Source organism: Methylobacterium sp. BTF04 (assembly GCF_010692745.1).
Lineage (GTDB): Bacteria > Pseudomonadota > Alphaproteobacteria > Rhizobiales > Beijerinckiaceae > Methylobacterium.
Genome location: NZ_JAAHTB010000004.1, coordinates 25270 through 38126, shown reverse-complemented (window position 1 = coordinate 38126; position 12857 = coordinate 25270). Strand labels below are relative to the sequence as shown.

The window sequence follows — 12857 nt, the reverse complement described above, 5'->3', positions numbered from 1 at the left end:
ATGACACCGGCGTCCTGACGGCCCCGCGCGCGCCGCTTCCTCGGGCTCGTCCTTAAGTCCGGCTTAACCCTAAGGCTTCATGAACGGAGGGCAGCGGGAGTTCAAGCGCAAGTGTTGGCGCAGCAAGCAGTCCTTTCCCTCGAATTCCCCACTTCGGCGGCCCTGCCGACCGGATTGCCGGCGTCGATGACGGCCAATCGTCCCACACCGGTGGATGGTGGTGGCGGTAAAGCGGACCTGTCCGGCTCGGCTCCCGGTCCGTTGCGCGCCGCGCCCGGACGGACGAGCCGCCTCTGTACCCTTCTAGCCGCCACCGCCCACGCGCACCCCGAGCGCGTCGCCTTCGTCGATCCACCCCACAAGGCGCTCTGGAGCGGCCGAGCCGCGATCACCTGGACCTACGGGGCGGCGGCCGAGATCGTGGCCCGCCTCGCCAACGGCCTCAGGGGCTGGCGCTTACCGCCCGCGAGCCGGGTCGGCATAGCGATGGCGGGCAGTTCCGAGAGCTTCCTCGCCTATCTGGCCGTGGAGGCGGCCGGTCACATTCCCTGCCTCCTGCCGCTGTCCCTCGACGAGGACGCCCTCGTCACCGCCGTCCAGGCGGCGAGCATCGCGGCCGTGCTCACCCAGTCGCGATTCGGTCCCCTCGCCCCGGCCGAGCGCCTGTGCCGGGTGGCCGTGCGCTATTTCGGTCTGCGCTATCTGGCCGCCTTCGGTCCGGATGTGCCGGATGGGGTGATCAACCTCGACGGCATGGCGCTCGACCAGGCCGGCGGCCCTTTCGCGCCCGGTCCGGGCGGTCTCATCAGCTTCGCCGCCGGCGATCCGGCCCAGCCGATCCATCGCAGCGGCGATGCGCTTCTGGCTGCGATCGCCGTCCATCTCGTCACCGCCCGCGTAGTGCCGGGCGACCGCATCCTCAGCCTGCTGCCGGCGACCGATCTGCGCGGACTCGTCACCGGTCTCGGCTCGGCCCTCGTGGCCGGCGCCGCTCTCGAAACCCTGCCGGTATTCGAGAGCGGCAGCTTCGCCGCAGCCCTCGGCCGCCCGGTTTCGACCCGCCTCGTCGCTCCCGCCGCGCTGGAGCGCAATCTCGCCACGTGCCGACTGCCCGAGACCCTGGTCTCCATCCAGCTCGTGCATCGCGCGCCCAGCGCGCTCGGGGCCCATCGCCTCGCTCCCGCCGACCCGGCCCGCAGCGTGATCGACGTCGTCGCCTTCGACGAGACCGCGCTTCTCACCGGCGCACGCATGGGCAGCGACGTCGCCCTCACCCTGGCCAACCCGGAGCGCGGCCCCCTGTTCTCGACCTTGATGGCCCTGCGCCGCGATCCCGACGGATTTCTCGCCTTTCGGGGCCGAGCCTGCCAGGCCGGGCCGTTGCAACGCGGTAGTCCGGAGGCGGAGGTCACCGCCGAATGGCTGCCGTCGCGATTCCAGGCGAGCACCGAAGCGGGACGCGCCACGGCGATCCTGCGGCGCTGACGGGCCCGCGGCTTTCCAACGGATCGCCCCTGCCCGACTTTCGGCACAAAGCCCGAATCGGACCGATCCGAGCTTGGGGCAGCCCGCATCGCAGATGCGGAAAACTGTTTTCACCGAAGTGGTTAAGGCGTAAAATCAACGCGGCGCATCAGTGCTTGATGAAGTCCTGAGACTCAGTTCATCGCCGGGTCATGTCCATCCCGTCAGGATTATTCTCGCAATGTGGCCGGCGAACCAACCGTCCTCATGTGTGTTGTCACACAGGTCCCTTCCCAAGGGACGATGGATGGACTAGCACTGATGTTCATGAGTGCGCTGCAACAAGTTCTCGTCGTCGACGATGGCCACCGCGCTGTCGATCGCTCGCTTGCCTCCGAACTCGCAGAGCTCGGATATGCCAGCGTCACCGCGTCCCTCGAGGCGGCGGAAGATGTGCTCGCGGTCATCGCGCGCCCGGCCGCCGTTCTTCTCCAGAGCTCCTCGCGCCGCGATCCGGCCTTCGCAATGCTGTCGGACCGCCTGCGCGAGCTGATGCGTCATGCCGGCATTCCGGTGATCGTGGTGGACGAAGTGGTCGCGGGGCGGGCCGGGACCGCCATCGACCTGCAGAGCCAGATCGGCCCCTATGTCCTGAACCAGCCGGACCTTTGAGACGGCAGGTGAGCGAAGGGGCCTAACCGGCTCGTATCGTATAGTTTTTTGAAAAGGGCGCGCCGCGAGGTGCGCCCTTTTTGCATGTCGTACTGCTTTCTTGGTCACGCCGCCTTCTTGGTTATGCCGCCTTCTTGGCCCGGGCGATCTTGGCGAGGCTTCGCAGGATCGTCGTCGTCACCTTGAGCCGCTCGGGGATCGAATCGAGTTCGCGGATGAACACGATGCTCATGTCCGGGCGGACCTTAGCGAAGGAGGCCTGCTCGGCGACATAGGCGACCAGCCCCTGCGGGTTGGCGAACGACTTGTCGCGGAAATGGACCACAGCGCCCTTCGGGCCGGCTTCGACCTTCTCGATGTTGGCGTCCCGGCACAGGATCTTGATGGTGACGATCTTGAGGAGCTGCTCCACCTCGGGCGGCAGCGGCCCGAACCGGTCGATCAGCTCCGCGCCGAAGCTCTCCATCTCGGCATCGTTCTCCAGGGTCGAGAGCCGGCGATAGAGACCGAGCCGGACGGTGAGGTCCTCGACGTAGTCCTCCGGAATCGTGACCGGCGCCCCGAGCGCGATGGTGGGCGACCACGCCTCCTCCACCGGCTCGTCGATGCCGGCCTTCAGGGCCGTGACCGCATCCTCCAGCATCTGCTGGTAGAGTTCGTAGCCGACTTCCTTGATGTGGCCGGACTGGGCATCGCCGAGGAGGTTGCCCGCACCGCGGATGTCGAGATCGTGGGAGGCGAGCTGGAAGCCGGCCCCCAGCGTGTCGAGGGTCTGGAGCACCTTGAGGCGTTTTTCCGCCTGCACCGTGAGGGTGCGGTTGGGCGGCGTCGTGAACAGCGCGTAGGCGCGCGCCTTGGCCCGCCCGACCCGGCCGCGCAGCTGGTAGAGCTGGGCGAGGCCGAACATGTCGGCCCGGTGCACGATGAGGGTGTTGGCGGTGGGGATGTCGAGGCCGGATTCGACGATCGTGGTCGAGAGCAGGACGTCGAACTTGCCCTCGTAGAAGGCCGTCATCACGTCCTCGAGCTGGCCAGCCGCCATCTGGCCATGGGCCACCGCGACCTTGGTCTCGGGCATCTCCTGATCGAGGAACTTCTTGACCTCGGCCAGGTCCTCGATGCGCGGCACCACGTAGAAGGACTGGCCGCCGCGATAGCGCTCGCGCAGCAGCGCCTCGCGCACCAGCAGCGGATCGAACGGCGTCACGAAGGTGCGTACGGCGAGGCGATCGACCGGCGGCGTGGCGATGATCGAGAGTTCGCGCACGCCGGTCATGGCGAGCTGGAGCGTGCGCGGGATCGGGGTCGCCGACAGCGTCAGCACGTGCACGTCGGCCTGGAGCGACTTGAGGCGCTCCTTGTGGGCCACGCCGAAATGCTGCTCCTCGTCGACGATGATCAGGCCGAGATCCTTGAAGCTCACCGCCTTGGCGAGCAGCGCATGGGTGCCGACGACGATGTCGACGGTCCCGGCGACGAGGCCGTCACGCACCCGCTTCATCTCGGTATTGGAGACGAAGCGCGACATCTGCGCCACCTCCACCGGCAAGCCTTTGAAGCGCTCGGCGAAGGTGCGGTAATGCTGGCGGGCGAGCAGGGTGGTGGGCACCACCACCGCCACCTGCTTGCCGCCGAGCGCACCCGCGAAGGCGGCGCGGAGCGCCACCTCGGTCTTGCCGAATCCGACGTCGCCGCAGACGAGGCGATCCATCGGCCGGCCGGCATTGAGGTCGGTGAGCACCGCGTCGATGGCGGTGGCCTGGTCCTCGGTCTCCTCGAAGGCGAAGCGGGCGGCGAACTCGCCGTAGAGCCCATCCGGTGCCTGGAGGCGTGGGGCCTGGCGGACGAAGCGCTCGGCGGCGACCTTGATGAGCTGGCCGGCCATCTCGAGGATGCGCTTCTTCATCTTGGCCTTGCGGGCCTGCCAGGCACCGCCGCCGAGGCGGTCGAGGGCCACTTCCGCATCCTCCGAGCCGTAGCGCGTCAGAAGCTCGATATTCTCCACCGGCAGCAGCAACAGGCCGCCGGCATATTGGATCTCCAGGCAATCGTGCGGCGCACCCGCGGCCGTCACCGTCTTCAGGCCGACGAACCGGCCGATGCCGTGGTCGGCATGGACCACGAGATCGCCGGGCTGGAGCGCCTGCACCTCCAGGATGATGTCCTGCGGACGCTTGGCCTTGCGCTTCTGGCGCACCAGCCGGTCGCCGAGGATGTCGCCTTCCGAGATCACCGCGAGCTTGTCGATGGTGAAGCCGGATTCGAGGCCCCAGACCGCCACGGCGACGTCCGAGCCGCGCTTCAGGGCGTTCACCGCCGCGAGGGTGTTGATCGCCATCGGCTTCTTGAGGCCGTGGTCGGCGAGCACGCTGCAGAGCCGGTCGCGCGAACCGTCGGACCAGGATCCCAGGATCACGTGATGCCCGGATCCCTGCAGGTCCCGCACATGGGCCACCGCCGCGTCGAACACGCTGGCCGATTCGTCGGCGCGCTCGACCGCGAAGTTGCGCCCGGACCGGCCCTCGCAATCGATGGTCATGGCCGCCGGAGTCTCCGGCATCGAGAACGGCGAGAGCCGGGCGATGGAGCCGGCGGCCACCCGCTCCTTCCATTCGTTCGGCGTCAGATAGAGGGCGGAGGGCTTGAGCGGCTTGTAGGGCGCGACACCGGCGCTCGGCGTCTTCATCGCCTCGGAGCGGGCGTCGTAATAATCCCGGATCAGGGCGAGGCGCTCGGCCACCGCCTCGTCGGTCTGGGCCTCGAAGATCATCGGCACGCCCGCGACATAGTCGAACAGGGTGTCGAGCTGCTCGTAGAACAGCGGCATCCAATGCTCGAGGCCGGCATAGCGCCGCCCCTCGCTGATGGTCTCGTAGAGCCGGTCGTCGCGGGTGGCCGCGCCGAAGGTGGAGATGTAGCCCTGGCGGAAGCGCCGGATCGTCTCGGTGGTGAGCTGGACCTCGCTCATCGGCACGAGGTCGAGGGAGCGCAGCTGCCCGATGGTGCGCTGGGTCTCGGGGTCGAAGGCGCGGATCGATTCCAGCGTGTCGCCGAAGAAGTCAAGGCGGATCGGGTTGGGCAGGCCCGGCGGCGACAGGTCGAGGATGCCGCCGCGCACCGCGTATTCGCCGGTGTCGCGCACGGTCCCGGTGCGCACAAATCCGTTGGCCTCGACCCAGGCGGTCACCGTATCCATCGGCACCACGTTGCCGATGGCGGCCGAGAACGTCTCCACCGCGATGCGCTTGATCGGGGGTACGCGCTGGACCAGGGCGTTGACCGTGGTGCAGAGGATGCGCGGCTGTTCCTCGGACGAGCGCGAGCGCGTCAGGCGCGAGAGCGCGGTCATGCGCTGCGCCGCGATGGCGGCGTTGGGCGAGACGCGGTCGTAGGGCTGGCAATCCCAGGCCGGCAGACTCATCGCCTCGATCTCGGGGGCGACGAATTTCAGCGCATTGACGAAGGCCGCCGAGCGCCCGGAATCGCGGGCCACGTGGACGAGCACCGCCGGCCCCTCGAAGCCGCGGCTGAGCGCGCGGGCGAGGTCGGCCACCACCACCGCGTCGAACCCGTCCGGCACGTTGGCGAGGGTCGGGCTGTCGCCGCGTTTCAGCGCATCGAGGGCCCGCGCCAGCGCTCCCGATTTCGGCAGGGCGAAGCGCGCCGTCTGGGGTTTCGAAGGAGCCTTGGGGGCGGGCGCGTTGGGCTGAGGTTTTGCCATCGGGTCGGGGTTTTGCACTCGTGCTGCGTCGGTCGGAACCAGCCGTTCCGTCCGACATCGTTCTCTGCAGGACCGCCGCGGCCGCCTCGAAGGACGTTCGTTCCCCTGAGACGCGGACAGAGCGGGGCCAAATAACGGGACCGGACCCGCGGGACTAGACCGTATGTATCCGTGAGCCCGGTCCTTACCAGACCCGCCCGGCGCCGTACCGGCGTTAACGCAACCCTCCGCGTTGATCCAGCGCACCGATCCGAGCGCGTCGCGCCGATGGGGGCGGTTTTTCCCCTCACCCTCGGCTGTCGCCGGCGTTTCCCCACGCGGTTTTACCCCCGCGCGCGGTCCCGCGCCGGGGGCATGGCCCAGGAGACACGCCGAACGGGGACGCGGGACGCCGCGGAACCCAGTGTTGCGCTATGATATTTGCCGGTTCCCCGGCGTCCCGGGCTCCGGCGTCACCGCCGGGGCCGTTCATCGCGTCGCGGTGTCTCCGACGGGTCTCGCGCTGGCGCTAAGTTCGGCGGGTATTGGAGACCCCGCACGCTTTCGAGCGAGCCTTCGTCGCACGCCGCCTCGTCATGGGCGGCGCCGCAGCTCTTCTCCGCTGTCCCAGCGACGGGTCGGTCGGCGGGGGCATTTCCTCCCCCGGCGCGCCGCCCTGTCCCGAGCCAACGGTCGTGACGAGCCGTCGCCCGGGGCGGCAGCGACCGAAGCCACCGACGCGGGCACCGCCCCGCCGCCCCCAGCCCAACCGGTCGGTCTCCGGTCGGGCTCCCGATTCGTGCGGGCGGCAGGTGCGGGGATATGGGCAGAAAATAGGAATATTGTCAAGATATTTCGGCGATCCCCGGCTTGGCGACGGGCCGCCCGTGTCGCTTTCCGGAGATCTCGGGGTCTGAACGCGATCAGCTTGGCTGATGGCGGGTCCGCTTCCGACGCGTCTCGGTGGCTGGCAGATCCGCTTGGCAGATCCGCTTGCAAGCAAGCTGTCTAACCCTGCATGACGGGCTCTGGCGAAAAACGCAGAAGCCGCTTTGCCGCAAAATCAGCGGAAGTCGCTCCCATGATGAAGTCGCTACGATGATCGAGATCACTCCGAAGTCCGACCGAGCGGAGCCCGGCACCGCGCGATCGGAGGCGATGGCCGGTTTTCGTGACATCCTCCCCGCCGCGATCGCCGCGATGCCGATCGGGCTCGTTTTCGGCGCCCTTGCCACGGCGAAAGGGCTGTCCGTGGCCGAGGTTTGGCTGATGTCGTTCCTCGTCTGCGCGGGCGGCGCTCAGTTCGCCGCGATTGAGCTCTGGGGCTATCCCGTGCCGGTGGCGGCGCTCATCGCCTCGACCCTGCTCATCAATTCCCGCCACGTCCTGATGAGCGCATCCCTCGGACCCAAGACCGGCGCCTTCCGGCCTTGGCAGCGCTTCCTCACCCTGTTCGTGATGTCCGACGAGAACTGGGCCTTCGCGGAACGCCGCGCCACCACGCGCCGGCTGATGCCCGCGTATTTCGGCGCCATGGGCGCGACGCTCTGGATCAACTGGCAGGTCTTCTCGACGCTGGGGGCGGTCGGCGGCACGTTCCTCGGCGATCCCCGCGCGATCGGAGCCGACTTCGCCTTCACCGCACTCTTCATCGGGATCGTCGCGGGCATGTGGCGCGGTCCGGCGACGGCGGCACCGGTCCTGGCGAGCGCAGCTGTCGGCGCGCTGACTTACCGCCTCGTCGGAACGCCCTGGCACGTGCTGGCCGGTGCGCTCGCGGGCATCGCGGCCGCCGCCGCCACCGCGCGACCGAAAGAGCAGGCCCGATGATCCTCGATCCCACCACCGTCGCGACGATCGTCGGCATGGCGATCGTGACCTACCTCACCCGTATCGGCGGTCTCGCGCTGGCCGGGCGCTTCGATCTCGGCCCGCGGGCACAGGCCGCCTTGGACGCGATCCCGCCCGCAGTTCTCGTCGCGGTGATCGCGCCCTCGATGCTTGCCACGGGCTGGCGAGAGACGGTGGCGAGCGCGATCACCGTTCTCGCCGCCGCCCGTCTCCCCCTCCTCGCGACGATCCTCATCGGCGTCCTCGCGATCGTGGCCCTGCGCCACCTCATGTGACGCGTGCGGCCCGCGCGCGGCGATCCTGTTCCGTCAGGGCAAAGCCATGAGCCACCTGCGCCATGAGCCACCGGCCGCCATCGGGGCCGGGCAGAGGCCGGACGACCACCCCAGGCGCACAGTCGAAAGTCCGCTTCCGGCCTCGGCGCCGATTGCCGCTCCCCACCCAGCTTGGCCGACTCAGATTCGGATCCTAATGGATCGGCGCGTCGTGCTTGTGGAACGCCTTGAGGCGCCGGTACACCGGCGTGTCGTAGTTCTCGGGGGTGGCGTCCTCGCCGGTGAGCCAGCGGAACAGGTCGCGGTCGGGGACCTCGATCAGCGCCTCGAAGGTGGTGAGTTCCTCGTCCGTAAGGGTGCCGATCTCCGCATCGGCGAAGCGGCCCATGATCAGGTCCATCTCGCGGATGCCCCGGTGCCAGGCGCGGAAGAGGGTGCGGCGGCGGCGCGGATCGAGATCCGCGCTGGTGCGGGTGGTGCCGGACATGCGTGCCAAACCTGTGATGCAGGGATGCAAGGATCGTTGCAGGATACTCGATCGTAACGGGATACTTGGATACCGCGATCCTCGGATCACGGCATCCCTGCCCGGCCGATGCGGCATCCGCGTCGGGACCGGGCGCTCATCGCCGTATATAGAGGCGCCGGCCCGTGCCACCATCCCGGTGCGGTCGTCTTGCCTGATGCGGTCGTCCGCCACCCTTTGAGACACGCCCCGTAGCCTCGCGAAACCCGCCCTCGCCCGAGCCGCATGACCGACGACGTCCCCCGCCCGACCCCGCTGCGTCCCAGCATTCTCGATGCGCTGTTCGCGCCCGCGCGCGGATTGCCGGGGGTGGGGCCGAAGATGGCGCCGATGATCGAGCGCCTGCTGGGCACGCCCGAGCAGCCGGCGCGGATCGTCGATCTGCTGTTCCACCTGCCGCAGGGCGGCGTCGTGCGTAAGCTCCTCGGCTCCATCGCCGAGGCGCCGCCGGGGGAGCCGGTGACGCTCGGGGTCACCGTCACCGGCTACCGGCCGCCGCAGGCCGGACCGGGCCGGCGCCCGTTCCGGGTGCTGGTGGAGGATTCCACCGGCGACATCACCCTGGTGTTCTTCGGCATGCCCCAGGCGCGCGTGGAGAAGATGCTGCCGCTCGGCGCCCATCGCTACATCACCGGGCGCATCGACCTGTGGGACGGTCACCGCCAGATGGTGCACCCGGCCCGCATCATCGACGAGGCGGGGCTCGCCGCCCTGCCGGCGGTGGAGCCGATCTACGGGGCCACCGAGGGGCTGACCTCGCGGGCGATCTCCAAGCTGGCGCATGCCGCCCTCGACCGCCTGCCGGTGCTGCCCGAATGGCAGGATCCGGCCTGGCTCGCCCGCGAAAACCTGCCGGCTTTCGCCGATGCCCTGCGCGCCGAACACCGGCCCGAGAACGCCCCGCCCCCGGTGCCGGAGGGCGCCACCGCGCCACCGCGGAGCCCGGCCCGGCGCCGGCTGGCCTATGACGAACTCCTCGCCTCGCAATTGGCGCTGGCCCTCCTGCGCGCCCGCAATCGCCGGGCTCCGGGCCGCGCCAATGCGGGCGACGGCCATCTGAAGGACCGGATCGAGGCCGCCCTGCCCTTCGCGCTCACCGGGGCGCAAGCCCGTGCGGTCGCGGAGATCCGCGCCGACCTCGCCTCCGACCGGCGCATGCTGCGCCTGCTCCAAGGTGATGTCGGATCGGGCAAGACCGCCGTGGCGCTGCTCGCCATGGCCTCGGCCATCGAGGTCGGGCGCCAGGCCGCCCTGATGGCTCCCACCGAGATCCTGGCCCGGCAGCATTTCGAGCGGCTCGGGCCGCTCACCGAAGGTCTGCGCCTGCGCCTCCTCACCGGCCGCGACAAGGCGTCCGAGCGCCGAGCGACCCTGGCCGACCTCGCCGACGGCCATATCGACATCGTCGTCGGCACCCATGCGCTGTTCCAGGACAGCGTGGTGTTCGCCGATCTCGGCGTGGCGGTGGTGGACGAGCAGCACCGCTTCGGCGTGCACCAGCGCCTGGCGCTGGGGGCCAAGGGGGCCGCCGTCGACATCCTGGTGATGACCGCGACCCCGATCCCCCGCACCCTGGCGCTGACCTGCTTTGGCGACATGGACGTGTCGGTGCTCGACGAGAAGCCGGCCGGGCGCCAGCCCATCGTCACCCGCCTCGTCTCCACCGACCGTCTCGACGCGGTGGTGGCGGGGTTGGGCCGCGCGCTCGCCGCCGGCGACCGGGTCTACTGGATCTGCCCCCTGGTGGCCGAATCCGAGTTCGTCGATCTCGCTGCCGCCGAGGAGCGCTACGCGGACCTGCACCACAGCTTCGGCGACGCGGTCGGCCTGATCCACGGCAAGATGCCGGGGCCGGACAAGGACGCAGCGATGGAGCGGTTTGCCGCCGGGACAACCAAGATCCTGGTCTCCACCACCGTGGTGGAGGTCGGCGTCGACGTGCCGGAGGCCACCATCATGGTCATCGAGCATGCCGAGCGCTTCGGGCTGGCCCAGCTCCACCAGCTCCGTGGCCGGGTCGGGCGGGGGGCCAAGGCCTCCACCTGCCTGCTGCTCTATCGCGGGCCCCTCGGTCAGGTCTCGCGGGCGCGCCTCGAGATGATGCGGGAGACCGAGGACGGGTTTCGCATCGCCGAGGAGGATTTGCGCCTGCGCGGCGAAGGCGAGGTGCTCGGCACCCGGCAATCGGGCATGGCCGCCTTCCGCCTCGCGAGCCTGGAGAGCGATGCCGAACTGCTCCAGGTGGCGCGCGACGATGCCCAGCTCGTGGTGCAGCGCGACCCCGGCCTGAGGACCGAGCGCGGGCAGGCCCTGCGGGTGCTGCTCTACCTGTTCGAGCGCGATGCGGCGATCCGGCTGCTCGGGGCGGGGTGACCCCTCCCCGTCTGCCTGTGCGCGCGCCGATCGGTCCTACGCGTCCACCGGGGTCGCGATCGCCTTGGCCGCCACCGGCGCCGCCTCCCCGTGCGCCGTCCGCACGGATGCGGCCATCGCCTGGAGCTTGGCCTGGGGATCGTCGGGCTGGATCACGCCCGCCGACATCACCAGCTTGGCCGCGTCGTCCACGCTCATGGCCACTTCGACGATGTCGGCCCGCGGCAGGTAGAAGAAGAATCCCGTGGTCGGGTTCGGGGCACAGGGCAGGAACACCCCGACGTGATCGCCCCCCGGCGCCAGCGCGTTCTGCACGTCGGGGGCGGCGGGCGCGGACAGGAACACCACCGACCAGGTTCCCTTCACGGGGAATTCCACGAGGCCGACGGTGCGGAACGAGGTGCCGTTGGCGGAGAACAGGGTCTCGAAGATCTGGCGCAGGCCCTTGTAGAGCCCGGAGATGACGGGGGTGCGCGCGAGCAGCACCTCGCCGAACTCCACGACGCTGCGTCCGACGAGGTTGGCGGTGAGGAAGCCGAGCAGCGTCACCGCCACGAAGGCGATGACGAGGCCGAGGCCGGGAATCGAGAACGGCAGGTAATGGTCCGGCAGGTAGCTCGCCGGCACCAGCGGCTTCACCCAGCCGTCGATCAGGCTGATGAACCACCACGTGATGTAGATGGTGATCGCCAGCGGCCCCGACACGATGATGCCGGTGAGGAAATAGGTCCGCAGGCGGCCCCGTGCGCTCACCCGCGGGCGGGCGCCGGCGAGGTCCGGCTCCGGACTCGGTGGAAGGGTTGGCGCCACGGATACACTTTCCGACCGCGATCAGCGGTGCGCGAGGATCATCGGCCGCTGACGGCCCCTGTGAGAGAGGTAGCGGCTACGCTGCCAAGGCTCAAGTGTGGGACGCGCGCGTGTCGGACGGTGCATCAGCACCGTGTCGACCCAGCGCCGCGCGGTGGTCGGGCAGGGCATCGCGCACGATCCTGAAGATCGGTCTCTCAGGGACGCCGGTCGGCGTCAGGCCCGTCCCAGCACCGTCAGCCACGCGATGGTGGTGAAGGGCGCCAGCAGTGTCGAGACCAGCAGCGAGGCGGCCACCAGCCCGGTCTCGGCCTTGTAGCGCACGGCGAGCAGGTAGGCGTTGATCCCGACCGGCATCGCCGCGAACAGCGTCGCCACCCCCGCATAGGCCGGCGGCATCGAGAACACCCGGGTCGCCAGCAGCCACACCACCAGGGGATGGACCACGAGCTTCAGGACCGCGATCACCAGGGCGCCGGGCAGGTCGAACAGCAGGCGGTAGCGCCTCAGCCCGGCCCCGAGGGCGATCAGCGCGCAGGTGGAGGCGGTGCTGCCGAAGGCGTCGATCAGCGACTTGGCGACGCCGCCCGGGACGATGCCGCCGCCCTTCAGCAGCATGCCGACGAGGAGGGCGCCGAAGATCGGGTTCTTGGCGAGCACCAGGACCAGACCGCGCAGGCGCTGGGCCAGGGTTCGGCCGGCCTCGGCCTCGATCAGGAAGGTGGCGCAGCCCATCATCAGCGGCAGGTGGACGGCGAGGAGCAGGAAGAGCGGGAAGGCGCCCTCCTCGCCATAGGCCTGCAGGATGGTGGGCACCCCGACGAAGATCGTGTTCGACTGGCTCGCCGCGAACCCGTGCAGCACCGCGCCCTGCCGGCCGATGCCCGCGCGGCGCTTGGCGATCCACGACCCGGCGAGCCACGCCACGCCGGCGCCGCCGAAATACGAGATCCAGTACGACCAGGCGATCTCGCCGGTGAGGCCGGGCCGGGTCAGGGTGCCGATGATCAGCGCCGGCACCGCGATGGCGAAGACATATTCGGACAGGCCATCGCTGACGCGGTCGGACAGGAGCCCGGCGACGGCGGCGGCCCAGCCGATCAGGATGATCCCGAAGATCGGCGCGATGATCGTGACGGCGTTCACGGGATTCCGATCGGATTTCGCGGCGTTTGGTGGCCGGGCG

9 protein-coding genes are annotated in these 12857 nt (G+C 69.7%); 5 read left to right on the top strand and 4 right to left on the bottom strand.

Annotated features, from left to right (window positions below; translation table 11 throughout):
- Positions 1–186: 186 nt before the first annotated feature.
- Together G3T14_RS03785 and G3T14_RS03780 are read left to right on the top strand one after the other, a co-directional pair.
- Entirely contained in the window at positions 187–1485 is a 1299-nt protein-coding gene (locus tag G3T14_RS03785) for an AMP-binding protein (protein ID WP_163640205.1), read from the top strand.
- A 306-nt stretch (positions 1486–1791) separates the two neighbouring features.
- Positions 1792–2136: a hypothetical protein gene (locus G3T14_RS03780; RefSeq protein WP_163640476.1), complete on the top strand. Its 345-nt coding sequence runs from the start codon at positions 1792–1794 to the stop codon at positions 2134–2136.
- 121 nt (positions 2137–2257) lie between these two features.
- On the opposite strand, the gene mfd is transcribed toward G3T14_RS03780, so the two are convergent.
- On the bottom strand, positions 2258–5857 hold the full coding sequence (gene mfd / locus G3T14_RS03775) for a transcription-repair coupling factor (RefSeq protein WP_163640202.1): 3600 nt from the start codon (positions 5855–5857) through the stop codon (positions 2258–2260).
- 1077 nt (positions 5858–6934) lie between these two features.
- Here mfd and G3T14_RS03770 point away from each other — a divergent pair.
- Together G3T14_RS03770 and G3T14_RS03765 are read left to right on the top strand one after the other, a co-directional pair.
- The gene (locus G3T14_RS03770) at positions 6935–7666 is read left to right on the top strand and encodes an AzlC family ABC transporter permease (RefSeq protein ID WP_163640200.1); all 732 of its coding nucleotides are present in this window, start codon (positions 6935–6937) and stop codon (positions 7664–7666) included.
- Positions 7663–7962, top strand: a complete 300-nt coding sequence (locus G3T14_RS03765) for an AzlD domain-containing protein (protein ID WP_163640198.1) — start codon at positions 7663–7665, stop codon at positions 7960–7962. The genes G3T14_RS03770 and G3T14_RS03765 overlap by 4 nt, the downstream gene beginning before the upstream one ends.
- A 193-nt stretch (positions 7963–8155) precedes the next feature.
- Here G3T14_RS03765 and G3T14_RS03760 read toward each other — a convergent pair whose 3' ends face one another.
- On the bottom strand, positions 8156–8449 hold the full coding sequence (locus tag G3T14_RS03760) for a succinate dehydrogenase assembly factor 2 (protein ID WP_163640196.1): 294 nt from the start codon (positions 8447–8449) through the stop codon (positions 8156–8158).
- Positions 8450–8713: 264 nt separating this feature from the next.
- Between G3T14_RS03760 and recG the strand changes: the two genes are divergently transcribed.
- Entirely contained in the window at positions 8714–10861 is a 2148-nt protein-coding gene (gene recG / locus G3T14_RS03755) for an ATP-dependent DNA helicase RecG (protein WP_163640195.1), read from the top strand.
- A 36-nt stretch (positions 10862–10897) separates the two neighbouring features.
- On the opposite strand, the gene G3T14_RS03750 is transcribed toward recG, so the two are convergent.
- Together G3T14_RS03750 and G3T14_RS03745 are read right to left on the bottom strand one after the other, a co-directional pair.
- On the bottom strand, positions 10898–11671 hold the full coding sequence (locus tag G3T14_RS03750; protein ID WP_163640194.1) for a DUF502 domain-containing protein: 774 nt from the start codon (positions 11669–11671) through the stop codon (positions 10898–10900).
- A 216-nt stretch (positions 11672–11887) separates the two neighbouring features.
- Positions 11888–12817 carry an AEC family transporter gene (locus G3T14_RS03745; RefSeq protein ID WP_163640193.1) on the bottom strand — a complete coding sequence of 310 codons (930 nt, stop codon included), beginning with the start codon at positions 12815–12817 and terminating at the stop codon, positions 11888–11890.
- Positions 12818–12857 lie beyond the last annotated feature (40 nt).